The organism is Desulfosediminicola flagellatus (genome assembly GCF_005116655.2).
Taxonomy (GTDB): domain Bacteria; phylum Desulfobacterota; class Desulfobulbia; order Desulfobulbales; family Desulfocapsaceae; genus Desulfopila; species Desulfopila flagellata.
Window position 1 is genome coordinate 5,762,766 of record NZ_CP050698.1, and the last position, 18,952, is coordinate 5,781,717.

Sequence of the window (18,952 nt, forward strand, 5' to 3'; positions counted from 1 at the left end):
TATATGTAATGCTGATACAGCATAAGATGATGAAAGATAGGGAAATTATTTGGGTGTGTGTAGAATACTATCAAGCTAATAACTGAGTCAAAAAAAGAGATTTAATCCTGCAACGTATTATGTCGGTAGATATTAAGCACCAGAGCCACAGCAATGGTGCCGTATGCTACAAAGCTGCGAAAATATTCACCGAGTGCCGGATTACCGAACACGTTCTGCCCTGCCTGCGGTGACACTATAAACAACGTATGAAAGAGGAAAATGCCAAGTAAGGCGTGGTGAATTCTGGCGTGGTAGATTGTCGCACCACCGGCGAGAAGGGCAGCGCAGGAGAAAATGTCGGTATTGAGGTGAGAGGTATAGACATTCAGCATACCTATATTTTGTATAAAGATAATATGACCCAGGCAGGCGATGACCGTGGAGAGAACAATAGCCTTTATCCTTACGTCGTCCTGCGAAATCCCTACCATCTCAACCCTGGCACCATTGTAACGGACTGCGCTCGAATAAACGCCAAAACGGGTATGCTGGATATATTTTACCGCTGCCGCGATAAAAAGAACCACCAGTATCATAAAGAGCGGAATTTCAAACTCTCCAAGAGTGAAAACCCAGATCGTATCAAGCACATTTCGAAAGTTTTCCAGATCGATCATGTTGCGGATACCAATGCCTCTGGAGAGCATCATCTCCGGGTTGTGCGGCGTAATAACAGTGCCATAGCCGACCATGAAGATCAGCTGGTAGAGACTTGTCGCCAGAAAACCGATAATGATGGTGGTTATCATCTCCCTGCCCCGTGCCCGGTTGAGGCAGATTCCTATCAACCAGCCCAAAACAACTGATAAGGCAACCCCGATCACTGTAATAAACAGTAGTCCGCCAGCCCCGCCAAATCCATAATCCACTGCCAGAATCAACCCCACCTGCGCGCAGATTGCCCCAACCACAATGGCAAAATTGAGCCCCATTCCGGCCCCGATCGGGATGATCAACGCCAGCACCATCACTCCGTCACGGATAAAGCGGGTGATCACCTCGTTGCAGACAAAGACCGGCCGCATTCCGGAAACTGAAAAAGCCACCAGAGAGAGCACAATAAAGAGCAGGGTGACCGGGTTACACTGCCGTATGAGCTTTTGCATGGCGTCCTCCCCTATAGAGCAGTGCATAAAGAATTACGCCGTTGGTGATTATCATCCTCAGGATCTCAGCCACTTCAGGCACCAGCAGATCGTTGGCCAATGGGCCGGAGAGTACATAGGTGGTATGAAAAAGAAAGGTACCGAGCATGACATGAATGATTGTCGTCCTGCCGTTGCTGCACCCACCCACCAGAATGGCAGAGGCAGCTGGAAATGCCATCATAAGCGGCGCGTCATACAATTCGAGAAAACCGTAACTCTGGGCGTAGACACAGATGCCTATAGCACCGATAACAGTGGAAAGGATAACTGCAAGTAACCGCAAATTGACTACATTAAGACCGGCCAACCGCGCAAACTCCTCGTTTTCCCCAACTGCCTGCATAGCTTTGCCGGTTCTGCTTCTAAAAAAGAGCGCAACCAGCAGACAGCAGAGGCCGAAAAAGAGCAATAGCCCCAGTGGTATAACAACCTTCCCGATATTAAAGGACCAGAGCGTATTGAGGCTTTTGGCAAAATAGCTTTTTAAACCAATGGTCGGCCGCATGCCGTTACCGCCGATGGGCCACAGCATCGCACGGTTGCTGAACGGGGCAGTGGCCCAAAAAAAATTCATCAGCGGAATAAAGGAAAAGCCGATAAAGGTTGCGGTGATCTCCTCTTTTCCTTTGACCCGGTTAAGTATTTTGCCGTAGAAAAAACCAAAAACAATGGCGATGCAAACGGATATCAGCATTGCAACCAGCAGACCGGATAAGCCGGTATATCGGAAGTTCACCGCCAGACTCATACCAAGAAGGCCGGCTACAATGGCCACCGGTAAACCGAAGTTAATGCCAACTCCGCTGTTAAGCATCGGGACCATAGAGAGAACCAGCACCCCGTTCATCGCCAACCGCACCAGCGAATCGTTCACTATCCAGGATAAGGGGATCTGTACGTGCCAGGCACCAAAAAGCATCAGCACCAGAAAGAGCGTGATCGCTATCTGCGGAATATATCTGGTTGTGTTCATTGGCAGCAGATATATTCGCCCATCATAGCGCGGATAAAGAGTGGTTCTTCAGTATCAGGGCTGAGGATAGCTGAGATTCGGCCGTTATGCACTACAGCCACGCGATCGCAGATCCGCCGGAGTTCTTCCAGCTCGCTCGAGGCAACGACCAGCGTTGTTCCTTTTGTACGATTCGCGGTGAGAAAGAGATCTAAAATCCGTTCCTTGGCCGCTATGTCGATGCCGCGTGTCGGTTCGTTCACAAAGAGCAGTTCGGAACCGAGCGTCAGTGCCTGGGCAATACATACTTTCTGCTGATTGCCGCCGCTGAGTTCAGAAACATGCTGGAGGTAGTCTTTACAGTCGATATGTAACTGTTCAATGCTCTGCTCTGCATGATCCCGCATGGCGACTGTATCCGGGAATTTCAACCAACCGGCAAGACCGGGCCGAAGAAATCTGCCTCTATTGTGAAAAGCGGTAAAAACGATATTATCCATAATCGAATGGTTGAGTAGCAAGCTGTAGCGGCCTCGCTCTTCAGATAATAGAGAAACTCCGGATCGAATCATTTCGGTACAGTTGCGGGACGATATGCTCTTCCCACGAAAATAGAGACTACCTGATGTCGGCCGAAGCCCTGTAACACCATAACCAAGCGCACTCTTGCCATGGCCTGAAAGCCCGGTGATGCCAAAAATTTCCCCTTCATAAATATCAAGATCGATTCCATGCAGTTCATCGCCTGCCATCTCAACGTTGAAATTCTCTATTGAAAGCAGTGGAGCTTGTTTAATGTTGCGCGGCAGTAAACACACTTTTTCTACATATTCATGTACCATCAGCCTGGTGATAGCATCCACATTGCAATCAGCTGTCGCGTAAGAGCCAACACATCTGCCGTCCCGCAATACGCTGAGACGGTGGCAGAAGGCATGTACTTCTGACATTCTGTGGGAGACGAAGAGAATGGCGGTGCCACGCGCCGCAAGAGCTTGCAGACTATCGCCAAGAAGACGTGCTTCGTGCTGGTTGAGAACCGCAGTGGGTTCATCAAGCAGCAGGAGTTTAAGATCAACTCGTGAGAGTTCGCGGGCAATTTCAACAAACTGTTGAGCGTTCATCGACAAGTGCCGGACAATTTGTTGCGAATCTATATTCTGACCAAATTGGTGCAAGGTGTGTTCCGCTTCCGCCTTGGTATTGATGTAGTCGATAAGGGAAAAACTGCGGGGCAGGAAGGTGTCGGTAAATCGGGAGGTCGACTCTCTGGTAATACGTATATTTTCAGCAACCGACATCTGCGGTATCAGGGCAAATTCCTGATGAACCATGCCGACGCCTGCGCGAATAGCATGTTCTGGGCGTTTAAAGCGACAGATCTCGCCATCCAGCAGGTAATCCCCCTCGTAACCACCGGTATCGAAAATCAAGGTGCTGCCAAGCAGGAGATTTAATAGCGTACTCTTGCCGGACCCGTTGAGACCGACAATACCGTGAATCTCTCCCGGGGCTACAGACAAGCTTACTTTATCAAGAGCTTTCCGGTTATTGAACTGCTTGGTAATGTTTCTAAGCTCCAGCATTTTTTATACTCTTTCAGCTATATCCCCTGAATCCATGCATCTATTGGACAAGCCACAAATTGAAGCACATAAGAGATCTCAAACACCAGGAGGCCCACTCCCATACACTGGAGTGGGCCATGAAGGAATTGCGTTTGCAGCTCAGGATCAATAAATAATGGAATCCATGATAATTAGGTAATAATTATCGAGACCTGGCTTCATTGCATTGAAATGAACATCGACACCTGCAACCTCTTTAGCAACCGGCTGAAGACTAGCAAGATTGAATGTTTTCAGCTTACCGTCAATTTTCTGCATGGCGAGTTCGGTGGAGAATTCAGGAAAGAAATAGCCAACAGGTACAGGCCAGGTTGAGAGTCTGCCGGTCACACCTGCGTCCGCAGCTTTTTTGGCGATGGTCGCGTTGATTACATCAAAATTTCCGGCATCTTTTTCGCTAATTTCGAGTTCCATAGCAGCAGGGAACCCCTGGGTAGGAGTCGGGCAGCACTGTTCAGGCATAATGAATTTCAGCTCAAGGGCCTGGGCGATAATAACGTCCTGCATCGGGCAGTTGGTTCCAAAGATAGCAGTATCTTGACCATAGCGAGCGATCTGCCGCGGGATGTCCTCCTGCAGAAACTGCAGCATAGGCGAAGCGCCTGCACCTGTCGTCGGATCAGGAGTGCTGACTTCGACAAATTTCATTCCCTCCTTTTCACAGGTCTCTTTCATCATATCCCGGCGTTTGGCCAACACTTCTTTAGCCATATGGGTCGGGAATGAGTAATGAATAAAGGTTTTTGCGCCCATATTCTTTGCTTTGGCCGGAATAGATCGTCCGCGTGCCACCCAGTCGGTATCGAGGCTAAGATCCACATACTTCGCCATCATATCCGGGTCGTCCCAGATAGGTGCGGTGATGATCAGTAACTCGGGTCGCTTGGTTTTCATTTTCTGGATAGCGGGCAGGATTCCTGAGTATCCGGCACAGATCACGATCGCTTTCACCTCTGGGTCGTCACCAAGGCTGAGAATCTGTGTGATGGCGGTTTCCTGCTCTTCGCTGTAATTTTCAGGCAAAGAGATATGTTTGATCCTGCCTGGGTATTTTTCGCTCACCCTTACTGCGCCGCGAAATTCATCTTCGCTTGCAGACAAGGTCGGGGTAACGATGCCGATTTTGTAGTTATCCGCTGCCATGGCACCGGTGACAGTAAACAGGGTTAGAAATAGCCCGACAAGAGCCAGTGCTCCATTACGAATCATGATGTTCTCCTTATAATTTTATGATATTTCTAAAAATGCTTCTATTCTGGTCTGTAACTGGCCAGTATCGTTTTCTGAGTAATCAGTTGTGATTTGCAGATATGGGAGGCCCAGCCCTTCTACATATTCGCGAATCTGAAACGCTTCGATGTTGTAGGTATGACATCCATCCCAGGTCAGCTCAACGACACCATCGATGCGGTAATCCGCAATCAGGCGATTGAGAATTTCAAGCCGGCCGTGGTTGGGAGTCATGCAGGCACAGGCAGTACGAAGATAACGTTCCGCCAGCGCTTCCAGCGGCGGACCTTCTTCACTAACCGGATCGCCAACTGTTTTCAGGCCACCGCAATTTTCCATGGCAACCACAATTCCGCCGCTCTCTTCGATCTGATCCAGCACTTTGGTGTGGGTGGTCGGGCAGCCTGTAAGCAAAATTCTCGGACGGTTGCGCACATCCCGCATATGGCTTGAACTGATACTGCGCTCCATGCCGCGGGATATGGCAGCATTAAGCTCAGCTATTCTGGTTTCAAGGTTGCTTTCGAATCCGCCAAGCGAGGTAAGACGATAAAGTTCCCGGCCAAAGAACACGGGCACCTTGCCGCTGTTAAGTGCAAAGGCCTTTTCGATTACTGCCCGCATCCGGTTATAGAGATGTATCTGTTTGCTCAGCGCTTCATCGCTTATGGTCACATTACATAACTCCTCCACAACACTCTTGATCCGCCGCACCTCTTCAAGCCAAGCAATCCTGCTCGCCGTGGTGTCGGCAGTTTGCGGCAGTTGCACGAGGTGCAGGGGGCGAAGTTTACCTAAAAGCTCGAACATCTTCTTTTTGCCGTCGCAGGTTGCATCGGCCAGCAGCAGATCGGTTGCATGAAAATACGGGCAGGTATCGCCTAGCGCATGACCGTAGCTTGATGAAATAAGAGCACAGAGATTTCGTGGCAGATGTTGCTCTGCTAACTGTATAGGGTGCTCACTGCCGGAACAGAGCGCGACAGGAATTGCCCCTGCTGCGCTGATCAGTTCTTTTGGGGTAAAGGCACAGTAAACGCCGACAACCTTCGCGCCACGAGCTTTTGCGCGCGTGGCATCTGAGGAAGTCCGTTCTTCAATTTTGGCTAGATAGTGATCGTCAAACATTGCACTCAACTGACATAAATATAGGGCCTTCCCTTTGGACTTACCTGGTAAAAAGCCGGATTGCAGCTACCGTATCTGTTTTGGTAGTTGTTGATATTTCAGATAATAAGTCAGAAATGTTGATGAAAGACTGCTTAGTACAAAAAAGCAGATGTGTCCAATTGGAATAACCAATGGATTCTTCGTAAAGTATAAGCAGAGGGAATTGATCTCTCGTTTTTATGAAGTAGAAGGGAGAAGGAACCAATAAACAACCGACCTGAGAGAGGCCGCTATTGGATTACCTCAATAAGGTTTACTCGTTAGATATTAATATGTACTGAATATTAGGATAACTTCCCAAAGCGACGCAACCCCAGGAGGCTGTCCGACAATGCCCTTTTCGCCCATATCTTCGTTAAACTCGAAATATTATCCTCGGAATATTAAGTATATGCCTGCGGTAATTTTTCGAATTTGCCTCGATTTGAACGAAAATATCTATTGTCGGACAGCCTCCAGGGTAATCAGACAGTCGCCTGTTGACGTAGGGACTTACCGGGCAACATTCACCAGCCTCCTCGCCCCCAACCGTTATGTTGCAAACGCATTGACCCTAGTGAATGTACTATCAATCCTGTCGCAGATTCGTTCCAACAGATTGACATCGTGACTGATAGCGAGAATCCCGACATCCCTGGATTTTGACCAGCTCATAACGTTCTGCCAGATAAGCGCCTGTGTACCGGGATCAAGCGATGCTGTCATTTCGTCGGCAATCAGGTATCGGGTGGCTGGAGTCATCGCCCGGATAAGGGCAATACGCTGCAGCTCGCCACCTGAAAGTTCATGCGGATAACGTTCCAGCCAGTTCTGATGAATACCAAAAGAGCGAACAAGCTCTGCATGGTCATTATTACCTTCTTCCAGAATTTTTCTTATTCGCCATCGCGGATTCACTGACATCTCCGGATGCTGAAATATCATCTGTACCGGGCAGTATCCTCCCGTTTGCAGAGGGTTTCCCCCCCTGCTTATCGTTCCCGCCTGCGGTGTATGATATCCAGCCAGCAAACGGCCTAGCGTTGATTTGCCACAGCCGCTCGGCCCTGGTAATCCTACAATCTCACCCGGCTCGATTGTGCAGTCCAGCTCTTCAAGCAATGGAACATCGTGGTGATATCGATAGTGAATTTTTTCAGCCTGTAACATGGTTGCACCTCACGAGCTTACCATTTATTTGTCGTAGTAGCGGTGCATTAGCGCGGCATTCAGCTCGCGCCTGCGGACAGTTCCCGGCAAAAGCGCACCCGCTATGCATGCTGCCACCTTCCGCTACCGCTGTCGGCACACCCACAAAGCCGTTCTGAGGTAATGACTGCCACAATGCCCTGGTATATGGATGCATGATGAGGTCACCTCTCTCAAGTGAGTTAGCAGGGGTAACCTCCACGGTCGCCCCATTATAAAGGACGACAATGGTGTCAGCTATCCGGGCACCATTCTCAATATCGTGCGTGATAAGAATGACACCTTTCCCTTGAGCGGCAAGTTCTCTCAAGTGGTTCAGGGATTGAGATGTAACTTCAGGATCAAGCCCTGTGGTCGGTTCATCTGCAATAATGAGGTCGGCCAGACCGGAGGTCGCAGTAGCAGTCAACACCCGCCGGGCCATTCCACCTGAAATTTGAAAGGGAAACATACTCTTGACCGGGTCAGCGAGATGGTATCTTGAAAAAACCTTATCACAGCTTACATCTGCGGTATCATGACATCTGCCGCTCAACCGTGCAGACCGGTAGACCTGTTTCCTCACCCTGAGCAGTGGATTCAGATGACTGATGGACTGTGGGATAAGAGCGATTTCACGGCCGCGCAGCTCCCTGATCCGGGCGGGTGAGATGTGCTCCCCTTTAAAAATGAATTCTCCCGACATATTCGCATTATCCGGAAGCAAACCGAGAAGCGCGTGGGCTAGCAGACTCTTGCCAGCTCCGCTTGCACCAATGAGAGCGACAATCTCGCCCGCCTGCACGGAAAGGGATATATCTGAAACAGCAGGAAGGGTTTCCCGATTAAAGGCTCCCCGGTTTCGTTGAAAAGAAATAGAGAGGTTATTGATTTCCAGCATGGCGTCTATTACTCCTGAGCGGTTCGTGGATCAAGCAGGGTTCGCAGGTTGTTGCCTAGAATATCAAAGAGCTTGACGGTAAAGACTAAAGAAAGCCCAGGCAGAATTGCCAGCCACCAATAGCCGGTTGACAGATGCCGCATCGACTCCGAAAGCAGGATACCAATGGACGGCTCATGCGGGGTGAGGCCGAAACCGAGAAAGGTAAGTCCGGCTGCATGCAGGATTGCATGAGGGAACATCAGGATCAGGCCGATCATAAACTGGGGAAGAAGATGCGGCAGCATATGATGAACTGCAATCCACCCGTTTGATTTACCAAGCTTTCTGGAAACACGAATGAAGTCTGCTTCCCTGAGCTGCAGCAGTTCCGCTCGAATAATACGGGCCAGCCGCGGCCAGTGTGAGACCGCCACGGCAATGATCACCCCTTTCGGACCACCGCCACAGGCAAAAGATACCAAAATCAGCAGTACTAGATGCGGGGTAGCCATCACAGTATCTATAAGCAGGGAGAGTATACTATCCACTCTCCGGCCCATGGTTGCCGCCATGAAGCCAATCCCCAGAGAGATAACTGAGCTGCACCCTGCTGCCAGCAAGCCGATAGCGAGGCTACGGCGAAGTCCGTGCACAGTACGAACCAGCATGTCCCGTCCAAGCCAGTCGGTTCCGAAAGGGTAAGCAAGCGAAGGTGCAAGTTTGCGGTGCAGAAAGTCAATATCCAATCCGGATCTGCCGAGAACCTCAGCACCAATCAGCAGCAACAGAAAAAACGCGACACAGAACAGGCAGGCCAGCCAGGCCTTTGTCCGGTTAGTGAAGGCGGGCATCAGTTGAAGCTGCAACGCTATAGGCAGACTGATGGGGCGTACACGTATCATAAGGGTTCACTCCTGTCATTGATCCTCGGATCGAGCCGGGTGTAGAGAATATCGGCGATTGTGTTGCCTGCAAAAACAAAGATGGCGCTAAAGAGCGTTATGCCGAGCAGTAGTGGCACATCCCCTCGTATTCCGGCTTCAACCGTAGCCTTCCCAAGACCGGGATAGGCGAAAACCTGCTCCGTCAGGACAGAGCCCCCAAACAGCTCACCCAGAGAGGCAAACTGTAAGGTAATGGCAGGCAGGGCTATATTTCGCAAGGCGTGGTGTATTGCCACACCAATCCTGTTATCGCCCTGGGCCATAGCAAACAGTGCATAGTTACTGTTCATGGCATCAATCATTTTCTCCCGGGTATGCAATGCAATCTGGGCGACGCCGATGAGTGACAATGTGGCAGCAGGCAAAAGTAGGTGGAGGAGGTACTGCCACATTGTCACATCGGCGCTGGTGGCACCAGGTGGATACGCTCCGCAAATCGGGGTAATACCCAGGTTGACAGAGAATATGGCCAACAGAACCATCCCCATCCAGAATGATGGGGTGGAAGCCATGGTATAGGCATACAATCTGACACAACGATCAATGAGCGAATTCTGGCGTATACCGGCAATAACACCAAGCAGGAAGCCAAGGATACCGGAAATCAACCAGGCGCAGGCCATCAGGCTCAGCGAGGTAAGAAACCGTTTAGCAATAACCTCAGTTACCGGCTCGTTAAATATCATTGAGCGGCCGAGATCACCCTGCAATGCGTTGCCAGCCCAGATAAAAAAACGGTCGACAGGTCCTTTATCCAATCCCCATCTCTCTATAATCTGTTGTTCCTGCTCCGGGCCTATCTGCATTCTGTCCATGCCCAGATATGCCGTAACCGGATCGACAGGTGAAAGGGTTACAAGGGTAAAGGCAAGAGTCGCAACCAGAGTCAAGGTTAGCAGAAACCGTCCTGTACGGTTCAACCAGAAATTATTGCTGAGTGCAGTTATCATTATTGTCACGATTGCGTGGTAAGAGACAGGCGTTATTGCCACTTCCATTGTTCAATGTTCGCGGTAATCGGCCAACCGTGCCCATGAGGCTCCACCTGGGATGTACCTATATCAAGATTCTTGTGGACAAAATAGGTATGATCCAGGTTAACCAGCCAGGCCCAGGCGGCATCACCGTGGGCATTAACCCCGGTTGTGCCGTTCCACTGTGCAGCTTTCCAGAAAGGAAGGGATTCATCGAAACTTCCAGCAGCCAGTGCTCGCTCTAAATTCGAATCAACCACTGGGTTAGTGTAGAAACCTGCGTTGTTGTACCCAATACCCGCATATTTGCTGTTGTAGAGGTGATAGAGCTCGATCGGATCGTGCGAGCCCCAGCCAAAAACAATAACGTCACGATGCATGACTTTTCGTATTTCCTCGAAATTATTCTTGCCCTCAACCCTGGCCCTGATTCCGATTTTCTTCAGCATATCCGCACTGGCCAGCGCCAGATACTGGCGAACACTCCTGCTGGCTGGATAAACAATTGTAAACTCAGCCTTCAATCCATCCTTTTCACGGATGCCGTCACCGTCACTATCATGCCATCCTGCCTGTTCGAGCAGGTTGATTGCCCCTGCTATATCGTTATCGGAGATAACATTTTCCGGGTTATCCCAGGGGAGCCCGTCGCAAACTCCATACGCCGGCCTGCCGTAACCTTCAAGGACGCCCTCGACCAGCGCTTGGCGGTTGATAGCGAGGTTCACAGCTTTGCGGATTGCCGGATCGGCGGTGACAGAATTGCCGACAGGATATTCTTCAGTTGTTTTCACGTCGCTTTCTGGAATCGTAGGAAACATCAACCCCCTGTTGTCGACACTTTTCACAGCACGAAGAACCATATCTGGCAACTGTTGATGAGCGAGTGACTGCGGTACTACCACCATATGAACTTTCCCAGCTCTGGCCGCGGCGAAGGAGGTATCCTCATCGGTAAAGAGAAAAACTATCTTTTTGAAAAATGGTGGCTCCCCGTAATAGAAAGGGTTGACCTCAGCTACCATCTGCTGTCCCTCTGTCCATTCAGTCAATTGGTAAGGACCTGACCCAATGGGTTTTCTGGCATAGCTCTCACCATAGGCGTGCTGTGGAACGATGCCGAGAGTGATGAATCGATTAATAAATGTCGTGTCGCGCTGATTCATATGAAAGGTGAGACTGTATTTCCCTGTGACCTCTACCTTCCCGAGATGGGCCAGATCGACCTTGCCGCCGCTACTTTTTGCTTTTCTAAATGTAAAAGCTACGTCCTCAGCGGTGAGAGGTGTTCCGTCTGAAAATACCGCATCTTTACGAATGTTCACCAGCCACTCTGACCCATCCTCAGACTGGGTATAACGTGTTGCCAGCGACGGTATAATCTGCATATTTTCGTCACGCTTGAGCAACGTCGACTGAAACAACGGATTGCCATACAGCCCCCAGCCAAGGATGGGGTCATACCCTTCCTCCGGTTCGCCCTTAATAGCGAGTATCAGGGTTTCAGGTGGTGCCGTCGCAAAGCTTATTCCTGCGGGAGCAGAAACGAATGCAGCGACAATACAGATGCAGATACAACGTAAAAATCGTAATGACATACTCTTCTCCATGGTGTCTTGGTTAACTGCCACAGTGTTACATATTTTATTTTCGTGTTACCTGTAAGGCAAAAAAAATCCGATATATACATACTATCGGCCAGTCAATAATTGGATCGAACGGACTCGTTTCACACGAATTATTTATTTGTGTGAAAATATCCTGACATCAAGAAGCTGTCAATATTTTTTTTCTTGCATACCCCAGTTTACAAAAGGGTCTATTTCACTAAAGTTCTTTTATGTAAATGTGCCCAAATACGATATTATAATATTTATACAATGAAAACTGTTTATTATCAGGAATATGCTCAATGAAGATAGGACAATCCTATAATTCACCATTGGCGATGTCGAGAGGAGAGAACATGCTACTTCAGCGTGTTCTTTATGATGATATCAACGTAAACATTGTACTAATAATATGAATTCATTTGTTGATTTTCTTGATTTGAGTGAAGAGTGGCTAATGGAGAGAATTCTACATTACGCCGAAAAGACCGGCTATTCGGTCTACACCTCGACTCTCAAAGAAGCTTGGAGGCTTTCGATTTCCGGGCTGTCCAAGTCACTCATTTCAGCCTCAAAAGAGTTTGATGATCTCCCTGAGTTTAGCCCTGAGTTTGATTTTACGTCAACTTCGATTGCTTCTTTCGGAATTATGGAGGCCCAAAGACATAAGGAACGTGGGATAAGCCTCGCTATGTTTCTAGGACTCTTCAAGTATTACCGCCAAGCATATATTGATCTGATTGAAGAAACTCCAAATATTCCAATTGATCGGAAATTCTATACCCAGTTTATCAACCGAGTTTTTGATATTATTGAAATATCTCTTTGTGTGGAATGGGCAGGAGGAAAAGAGGATAAGCATATCCTGAACATGCAGAAAAGCAACAGGGAGATGACAAATGAAAAAAACAAATATTTGACGATCTTTGAGAGTTTTCCCAGCCCTGTGTTTCTTATCGGTCTGGATGGAACTATCGATAACATGAACATATTTGCCGCAAATTATTTTAATACAGAAACTGTTTCAGGCAGTCATTATTATAAAGCTTCTTCTGAAGAAAAAAATACTATAGATAAGGATTCTCTGACATCCAAACCTTCGAACAAAATAGTAGCCTCAAAATTGCTGCCCTGGTTGGCTGGAGAGCTACAGGCCTACATGGAAGGGACTCTGAAGAAAAAAACGTTTATCAAAAAGACCACCATTTATGACAAAGAGTATAAATTCAACGTACGTATTTCCTCAATGCTCGATGTAAGTCATAAATTCGGTGGAATTGTTTTGATTTTAGAAGATATCTCAAAACTTGCCGCTACCGAAATTGAAGTCCAGCAATTACGCGGAATTATCCCTATTTGTATGCATTGTAAAGAAATTAGAGATGATAAAGGCTATTGGAATAGATTAGAAAATTACCTTGAATCACATTCGGATGCACAATTCAGTCATAGTATTTGTGATACGTGTCTAGAAAAGTTCTATCCAGAATTAAATGATAATAAAAAGGACGTTCTTTGACAGGGGACGCCATCGGAAATAGTCTAGGCTATCTGCCCAATAATCCAACCACCACGTCCTTTTCCTACTTCAAGAGCATAGCGAGACTTGTAAGGAACCCATGCGATCACTGCTCGTTCCTTCAGCTGGAGCGCTCTGTTCCTGTGCTCCTGTGTTTACCGCACGCATCCCATGACCACTGGTATAGTTTGATTATCGCGCCAAAATACGGTCAGGCAAGCATTACTATTATAGGTTTATAAATCTTAGTATTGATGATATGCTCTACCGCTCACAGGTAATACAGAAGATTTCTTCTGTCATTTCGGTTAGAAAAGATCAATATTTACTATTTGACAGCAAAACTCAGGAAAAAAGGGCGTCCTCTACACATGGTATTTAAGAGCTTGAATGATGCAGCTTACTCAATCATCCGAACGAAAATATTGCGGGGAGAATTCGAGCTTGGAAGTCGAATACGGGAAGATGTTCTGGCTGAAGAGATCTCGATAAGTCGGACACCGGTTCGAGAGGCAATAAACCGGCTCGTTGCAGATGGCATTATAATCAAGAAATCTCAAAAAGGTTTGTATCTTATTGATCCAGAGCCTGAGGAGATAGAAGACAATATTGACATCCGGACTTCTCTGGAAAAATTGTCCGTCACGAAATGTATTCAACGTTCGACAGATACAGATATTGAAAAAATCAGCAATGTATTGAATACCTTCGAAGAGGCACTTACTCAGAAAGACTATGATGCATGTAATGAACTCGATGCTGAGTTTCATACACTGATTGCTCAATTATCTAAAAATAGCAGCTTAATTAAATTATTGGATCACTTATCTGCTTTTTTTCAATTGGTTCGAAAAAAAGAAAAGAAGAGTAATCCGGCAAAGAAGAACAAACGTACACTCGAGGAGCATCTGCGTATTGCTGAGGCAATAAAACGACGAGATATTTTGGCAGCACAAAAGGCTGTTGAAAAGAATATCCAAACGATGCGAAAAAATCTTTTCATTGATACTAAGTGAAATATTCGCAGATAAAACTCAATCATCTCGCTGACAACTGCCTCAAAATGCTTGCAGTATAAAGGACATATCTACCTGCCGTAATTACCTTCAACTCCCTTCTGTAAGACAATAATTCGTGTTTATCACCTCGTGGCATGCCTCAGATGTCTACGTCTGTTAGCTTAATATCAGATGTAAAATATTCACATCGTTGAAGTATCTACTGCAAACATTTCATAACGCCACGCATTAGCCTCCAGTCTCGCCAATGAGTCATTTAAATATTTTGTTGCAAGAATTAATTTATAAATTATAATTTATAAATTATTCACAGAGAGAAGCTTGTCATACGAACGAGGAGACTGTGCTTTCTGTCCGTCCCTACAATCTATGCGATCAAATGATGGGGCAATGGTTTGTTCAATCGCACTCAATGTAGTGTAAGATATCTATATCATATACGATTAGGAAATATTTATGCCGATTTTTAACGCAAATTTATCAATGATGTTTCAGGAAGTAGATTTTTTGGATCGTTTCGAAGCTGCTGCCAAGGCGGGATTCAAGGGTGTTGAGTATCTATTCCCCTATGATTTTGAAATAAATCAATTACTTGAAATATTAAAAAAGAATAACCTCAAACAAGTGTTACATAACCTTCCTGCAGGGGATTGGGGTGCAGGCGAGCGAGGTATTGCTATTTTACCGGATCGTGTTGGTGAATTTCAGGAAGGTGTAGGTAGAGCCATTGAATATGCAAAAATTTTAGGCAATACCCAGGTAAATATGCTTTCAGGCATTGCACCTGAAGGAGTCAGCAGTGATCTGCTGAATAACACATTTATTGATAATGTAACGTTTGCAGCTTCCGAATTGGAAAAAAACGACATTCACCTTCTAATAGAACCCGTAAATACCAGGGACATCCCAGGTTTCTTTCTTTGCGGTACTCAGCAAGCTCTTGATGTAATCACTGCAGCCGGATCAGATAATATTCAATTACAATATGATATTTACCATATGCAAATCATGGAAGGTAACCTTGCTCCGACCATGGAGAAACACATAAGCAGCATTGGTCATATCCAATTAGCAGACAATCCAGGCCGTCACGAGCCAGGAACAGGCGAGATTAATTATCCATTCCTTTTCGATTTCCTTGATCGAATCGGCTATGCCGGGTGGATCGGTTGTGAGTACATACCCGCCACTACAACTGAGGCAGGTCTCGGATGGTTGGAACAATACAAATAGTATTGATTCTGTATTGTTTTCATAGAGCTATCCCTGATCTAGCTCGGCAAGATTACTTCAAAACTTGAATGGAGAAAAAAATGAGTAAAATCGGATTCATCGGACTAGGTATCATGGGTGCACCTATGGCCGGAAATATTCTTGATGGTGGCCATGAACTTTTTGCATTTACTCCGCGCGGGGTTCCACAGGAGCTTATGGACAAAGGAGCTGTGGCATGCAAAAATGGGCAAGAAGTTGCAGAAAAAGCAGACATTATTATTACAATGGTTCCTGACACTCCACATGTCGCAAGTGTTCTATTTGATGAAAACGGAGTTGCAACAGGTTTGACTCAAGGGAAAACCGTTATTGATATGAGTTCAATATCACCGATCGAAACCAAAGAATTTGCAAAACGTATCAACGAGCTTGGCTGTGAATATGTAGATGCCCCGGTTTCCGGCGGCGAAGTTGGTGCCAAAGCGGGAACACTTACAATTATGGTTGGTGGCTCAGAAGAGGCATTTGAAAAAGTTACGCCTATCTTTGAACTCATGGGGAAAAATATTACCCATGTTGGCGGTAACGGAGACGGTCAAACCTGTAAAGTTGCCAACCAGATAATTGTTGCATTGAATATCGAAGCGGTTGGAGAGGCCCTTCTTTTTGCTTCTAAAGCCGGTGCAGATCCTGCGAAAGTCAGAGAAGCATTGATGGGCGGCTTTGCCTCATCTAAAATATTAGAAGTACATGGCGAACGTATGATCAAACGTACTTTTGATCCGGGTTTTCGCATTGAACTGCATCAGAAGGATTTGAACCTGGCACTTAGCAGTGCCCGTGCAATGAAGCTCAGCCTACCTAACACAGCAACAGCACAAGAATTGTTTAATGCCTGTGCAGCAGCCGGCGGTGAGGGTTGGGATCACTCTGCTATGGTGCATGCTCTTGAGCTGATGGCCTCTCACAAGGTTGCCTGACAGCGGGTGCCACTAGATCTTTGGAGCGGATGCAAGTGTGGTTATTGACTATTGGGGTTGCAGACTCTGAACTACAGAGATCGGATCAATTGACGTAGTTTGAATTACGGTGGGTCCGCTTTCAAAAGGAGCAGATGAGTGAGGAGCGGACCTAGCCAAGATACTAAAATATACAACGTAAATGTCAACAAATAGGTATTTGGAGGGCACTTTCAAATATCGTAAAAGAAAAGCGCACTCTGATAGAATACACTCCCTTATCTTGACGTATATTCATTTTAGTTCAGACAAATTGATCCGGTTCCACCCATTTGAAGAGCTGACGCCAGACATTAGCCTGTTTTAAAGCTATTTCCTGATCTGATGCCTTTGGGCCACCTGCAGGGATTCCATCAAGCAGGGTTTGTATTTCTTGTGGGGTAAAATCTATACCTTCCCAAATTACTGCATCGCCCACCAATTCTGATAGCTGCCACTTGGCAAACACTATGACTTTCCTCTTTTTTGGGAGTTCTATTCCAAATGGTATCTTTTGCCACGCTACGCCCTTTAGTCTTTAGTGCCGAGGTCGGAATCAAACCGACACGGGCTTGCCCACTCAGCCCTCAGAACAAGGCCCCTTTCTATAACCAGCTTCACGGCGATTACCTTGGTGCTGTTTATACCATTGCCACAATGGCAATAAATTATTACGTAAACGGAAGATAACAACCTATTTTCACAACAATAACTTCTTAAAAGCAACAACACCTAACTAGCCAGACACGCTACTAACACAACCATTTTCCAGATTGTAAGATTTATGTAAGGGACTTTCGGGTACAGTGCCTTTTCTAATGTTTACGAAAGGGTAAATCACTTAATGAATACATACATGCTAGTAAACCTCATCGAAGAAGCTCACAGTATTTTCGACGAGTTATCAATATTTGAAGTAATTGATTTAGACAGAGACGCAGCCACCACCAAAGTAAGTCAGCTCTACAAAACTGACAATATCGAAATGATACGACGCTATTTGGATATCGTGGATGATATTAAGGCACTCATCTAAAAACAGATTAGAAATGAGATATTTATCATCGAACTCCGTATCCGGCTGAAATCAGATTAAATCCAACGTTTGTTGCGTGACAGAATTTTACCGCAGACAAATATTTTGCTATCTCGGAATCTCGTGCCTTGCTTACAGCCTTAAAGTAACATCATTCTACTTTGCCCATTTTCATCTTCGGCAACTCCCGGGTATGAATAAAAACCATACCCGGGATTATTACAGTTTCAGACCTTTTTACTGGTCGTCCAATGCACCAAGAAATGTAACAATCAGGTCAACCTCCTGATCTGTCAAAAGCATATTTCCCACGTTCTCGCTCAGGTTAAAAGGATATTCAGGATCTGCCCATTCATTACTGCTGTCTCTGCTGTTTAGAAAGCTCACCATATCCGTTAGGGTTGAAAAATATCCGTTATGTCCATATGGCGCAGTCTTCGAGACATTGCGCAGGGTAGGAATTTTAAATTTACCGTTCTCCCGATCGTCACCTACTGTCACTCCGAGCCCAAGATCTGGTTCTTCAGGGTCGTAACCAGGAAGTGTAATATTTGCTGGTAGACCGATATTGGCATATCCGTAATTAGTAAACAACGGTCCCTCTTCAATCTTTAGCGTCATTGCGTGGCAAGTGGTGCAATTGTTCCTGAACAAAGCCTCTCCTGCCTTCTCCTCCGGCGTCATATAACCGTTGTCAAAAGCCGAGCTAAACTGTTGTACCTCAGTAGATCGCTCAAATGCGGCTACCGCAATTGAGAAGTAGGTGTATGCCTGATCCACATCATCCAGACTGTTCCGGCCAAAGACAGCCATAAATAATTTCGCATAGTTCTGACTTATCACCGCCACAACTCGTTCTTTCGTCGAGTTCATCTCCACCGGGTTCAGGGGTGGCCCTTGGGCCTGATCAGCCAATGGGTCTCCTGTAAGAGTACCATCGGCGCGTCCATCCCAAAAGAGACCGCCGCGCCATCCTCTGTTACTTTTATGCAGCATAGGACTATAGCCTGCGTAAGCAGCCGTTGGAGCGTTACGACCACCGGTGCTCTCGCCATCGGCACCAATTGAAACAAATGTATCCTCGGGAGATATTGCATTTTGAGGATCTGCAAAACCGCTCTCCGGACTGTGACAGGTTTGGCACGACTGCCCTACGGGATCAGAAAAGTTTGTTTCCTCATACAATTGTCTTCCTAGATCTTCCATTCGGCTCAACGCTACTGCATTTGACGCACTTACCATATAGACCAGGGGCAATGCCAATACACATGTATAATTCTTCTTTTTCATGCCAGCTCCTTCTACATAAGAATTCACATCCTCTGAAAAGTGGTGTCTGACTGCTCTCGACTACTGACAGTTTTTGATCTCAGTCAAACACCGCATCGGTGGAAAAAGAAAACGATATCCTCATTCT

The 18,952-nt window shown here is 46.7% G+C and carries 18 protein-coding genes; 6 read left to right on the plus strand and 12 right to left on the minus strand.

The annotated features are described in order from the left end of the window. Positions 1–101 precede the first annotated feature (101 nt). The 10 genes from FCL46_RS23855 to FCL46_RS23900 all read right to left on the minus strand — a co-directional run bounded on the left by FCL46_RS23855 (position 102) and on the right by FCL46_RS23900 (position 11,736). Positions 102–1,148 carry an ABC transporter permease subunit gene (locus FCL46_RS23855; RefSeq protein ID WP_217909511.1) on the minus strand — a complete coding sequence of 349 codons (1,047 nt, stop codon included), beginning with the start codon at positions 1,146–1,148 and terminating at the stop codon, positions 102–104. After that, a complete protein-coding gene (locus FCL46_RS23860) occupies positions 1,123–2,163 on the minus strand; it encodes an ABC transporter permease subunit (protein WP_136810815.1) in 1,041 nt (346 codons plus the stop codon). The genes FCL46_RS23855 and FCL46_RS23860 overlap by 26 nt, the downstream gene beginning before the upstream one ends. Further along, positions 2,160–3,728 carry a sugar ABC transporter ATP-binding protein gene (locus tag FCL46_RS23865; protein ID WP_136810816.1) on the minus strand — a complete coding sequence of 523 codons (1,569 nt, stop codon included), beginning with the start codon at positions 3,726–3,728 and terminating at the stop codon, positions 2,160–2,162. Before FCL46_RS23865 ends, FCL46_RS23860 begins: the two co-directional genes overlap by 4 nt. A gap of 147 nt (positions 3,729–3,875) precedes the next feature. Further along, a complete protein-coding gene (locus FCL46_RS23870) occupies positions 3,876–4,979 on the minus strand; it encodes a DUF3798 domain-containing protein (RefSeq protein WP_136810817.1) in 1,104 nt (367 codons plus the stop codon). An 18-nt stretch (positions 4,980–4,997) separates the two neighbouring features. Then, complete coding sequence (locus tag FCL46_RS23875; RefSeq protein ID WP_136810818.1) at positions 4,998–6,128, minus strand: double-cubane-cluster-containing anaerobic reductase; 1,131 nt, start codon at positions 6,126–6,128, stop codon at positions 4,998–5,000. A 573-nt stretch (positions 6,129–6,701) separates the two neighbouring features. After that, positions 6,702–7,319: an ABC transporter ATP-binding protein gene (locus FCL46_RS23880; RefSeq protein WP_136810819.1), complete on the minus strand. Its 618-nt coding sequence runs from the start codon at positions 7,317–7,319 to the stop codon at positions 6,702–6,704. Beyond that, positions 7,306–8,238, minus strand: a complete 933-nt coding sequence (locus FCL46_RS23885) for an oligopeptide/dipeptide ABC transporter ATP-binding protein (RefSeq protein ID WP_136810820.1) — start codon at positions 8,236–8,238, stop codon at positions 7,306–7,308. Before FCL46_RS23885 ends, FCL46_RS23880 begins: the two co-directional genes overlap by 14 nt. Positions 8,239–8,246: 8 nt before the next feature. Further along, the gene (locus tag FCL46_RS23890) at positions 8,247–9,122 is read right to left on the minus strand and encodes an ABC transporter permease (protein ID WP_217909512.1); all 876 of its coding nucleotides are present in this window, start codon (positions 9,120–9,122) and stop codon (positions 8,247–8,249) included. Beyond that, the gene (locus tag FCL46_RS23895) at positions 9,119–10,114 is read right to left on the minus strand and encodes an ABC transporter permease (RefSeq protein WP_136810821.1); all 996 of its coding nucleotides are present in this window, start codon (positions 10,112–10,114) and stop codon (positions 9,119–9,121) included. The genes FCL46_RS23890 and FCL46_RS23895 overlap by 4 nt, the downstream gene beginning before the upstream one ends. A 32-nt stretch (positions 10,115–10,146) precedes the next feature. Then, positions 10,147–11,736 carry an ABC transporter substrate-binding protein gene (locus FCL46_RS23900; protein WP_176371624.1) on the minus strand — a complete coding sequence of 530 codons (1,590 nt, stop codon included), beginning with the start codon at positions 11,734–11,736 and terminating at the stop codon, positions 10,147–10,149. Between the two features lie 469 nt (positions 11,737–12,205). Here FCL46_RS23900 and FCL46_RS23905 point away from each other — a divergent pair, with 469 nt between their 5' ends. The 4 genes from FCL46_RS23905 (at position 12,206) to glxR (ending at position 16,481) form a co-directional block, all read left to right on the plus strand. Further along, on the plus strand, positions 12,206–13,267 hold the full coding sequence (locus FCL46_RS23905; protein ID WP_136810822.1) for a PAS domain-containing protein: 1,062 nt from the start codon (positions 12,206–12,208) through the stop codon (positions 13,265–13,267). A gap of 371 nt (positions 13,268–13,638) precedes the next feature. Then, the gene (locus FCL46_RS23910) at positions 13,639–14,283 is read left to right on the plus strand and encodes a GntR family transcriptional regulator (RefSeq protein WP_136810823.1); all 645 of its coding nucleotides are present in this window, start codon (positions 13,639–13,641) and stop codon (positions 14,281–14,283) included. Between the two features lie 459 nt (positions 14,284–14,742). Next, positions 14,743–15,519, plus strand: a complete 777-nt coding sequence (gene hyi, locus FCL46_RS23915; protein ID WP_136810824.1) for a hydroxypyruvate isomerase — start codon at positions 14,743–14,745, stop codon at positions 15,517–15,519. Positions 15,520–15,599: 80 nt separating this feature from the next. Further along, positions 15,600–16,481 (plus strand): 2-hydroxy-3-oxopropionate reductase, encoded by an 882-nt coding sequence (gene glxR, locus FCL46_RS23920; protein ID WP_136810825.1) that lies wholly within the window; start codon positions 15,600–15,602, stop codon positions 16,479–16,481. A gap of 283 nt (positions 16,482–16,764) precedes the next feature. Here the strand turns inward: glxR and FCL46_RS23925 are convergent, their stop codons facing one another. Further along, on the minus strand, positions 16,765–16,968 hold the full coding sequence (locus FCL46_RS23925) for a hypothetical protein (protein WP_136810826.1): 204 nt from the start codon (positions 16,966–16,968) through the stop codon (positions 16,765–16,767). A gap of 35 nt (positions 16,969–17,003) precedes the next feature. Between FCL46_RS23925 and FCL46_RS23930 the strand changes: the two genes are divergently transcribed. After that, the gene (locus tag FCL46_RS23930) at positions 17,004–17,189 is read left to right on the plus strand and encodes a hypothetical protein (protein ID WP_136810827.1); all 186 of its coding nucleotides are present in this window, start codon (positions 17,004–17,006) and stop codon (positions 17,187–17,189) included. A 166-nt stretch (positions 17,190–17,355) separates the two neighbouring features. After that, on the plus strand, positions 17,356–17,535 hold the full coding sequence (locus FCL46_RS23935; protein WP_136810828.1) for a hypothetical protein: 180 nt from the start codon (positions 17,356–17,358) through the stop codon (positions 17,533–17,535). Between the two features lie 237 nt (positions 17,536–17,772). Here FCL46_RS23935 and FCL46_RS23940 read toward each other — a convergent pair whose 3' ends face one another. Beyond that, positions 17,773–18,825 carry a cytochrome-c peroxidase gene (locus FCL46_RS23940; RefSeq protein WP_136810829.1) on the minus strand — a complete coding sequence of 351 codons (1,053 nt, stop codon included), beginning with the start codon at positions 18,823–18,825 and terminating at the stop codon, positions 17,773–17,775. Positions 18,826–18,952: the final 127 nt, after the last annotated feature.

Excerpts from the sequence above, each read along its gene's own strand:
- FCL46_RS23855 (WP_217909511.1), bottom strand. The coding sequence starts at position 1,148 with ATGCAAAAGCTCATACGGCAGTGTAACCCGGTCACCCTGCTCTTTATT.
- FCL46_RS23860 (WP_136810815.1), bottom strand. The coding sequence starts at position 2,163 with ATGAACACAACCAGATATATTCCGCAGATAGCGATCACGCTCTTTCTG.
- FCL46_RS23865 (WP_136810816.1), bottom strand. The coding sequence starts at position 3,728 with ATGCTGGAGCTTAGAAACATTACCAAGCAGTTCAATAACCGGAAAGCT.
- FCL46_RS23870 (WP_136810817.1), bottom strand. The coding sequence starts at position 4,979 with ATGATTCGTAATGGAGCACTGGCTCTTGTCGGGCTATTTCTAACCCTG.
- FCL46_RS23875 (WP_136810818.1), bottom strand. The coding sequence starts at position 6,128 with ATGTTTGACGATCACTATCTAGCCAAAATTGAAGAACGGACTTCCTCA.
- FCL46_RS23880 (WP_136810819.1), bottom strand. The coding sequence starts at position 7,319 with ATGTTACAGGCTGAAAAAATTCACTATCGATATCACCACGATGTTCCA.
- FCL46_RS23885 (WP_136810820.1), bottom strand. The coding sequence starts at position 8,238 with ATGCTGGAAATCAATAACCTCTCTATTTCTTTTCAACGAAACCGGGGA.
- FCL46_RS23890 (WP_217909512.1), bottom strand. The coding sequence starts at position 9,122 with ATGATACGTGTACGCCCCATCAGTCTGCCTATAGCGTTGCAGCTTCAA.
- FCL46_RS23895 (WP_136810821.1), bottom strand. The coding sequence starts at position 10,114 with ATGATAACTGCACTCAGCAATAATTTCTGGTTGAACCGTACAGGACGG.
- FCL46_RS23900 (WP_176371624.1), bottom strand. The coding sequence starts at position 11,736 with ATGTCATTACGATTTTTACGTTGTATCTGCATCTGTATTGTCGCTGCA.
- FCL46_RS23905 (WP_136810822.1), top strand. The coding sequence starts at position 12,206 with ATGGAGAGAATTCTACATTACGCCGAAAAGACCGGCTATTCGGTCTAC.
- FCL46_RS23910 (WP_136810823.1), top strand. The coding sequence starts at position 13,639 with ATGGTATTTAAGAGCTTGAATGATGCAGCTTACTCAATCATCCGAACG.
- hyi (WP_136810824.1), top strand. The coding sequence starts at position 14,743 with ATGCCGATTTTTAACGCAAATTTATCAATGATGTTTCAGGAAGTAGAT.
- glxR (WP_136810825.1), top strand. The coding sequence starts at position 15,600 with ATGAGTAAAATCGGATTCATCGGACTAGGTATCATGGGTGCACCTATG.
- FCL46_RS23930 (WP_136810827.1), top strand. The coding sequence starts at position 17,004 with ATGGTATCTTTTGCCACGCTACGCCCTTTAGTCTTTAGTGCCGAGGTC.
- FCL46_RS23935 (WP_136810828.1), top strand. The coding sequence starts at position 17,356 with ATGCTAGTAAACCTCATCGAAGAAGCTCACAGTATTTTCGACGAGTTA.
- FCL46_RS23940 (WP_136810829.1), bottom strand. The coding sequence starts at position 18,825 with ATGAAAAAGAAGAATTATACATGTGTATTGGCATTGCCCCTGGTCTAT.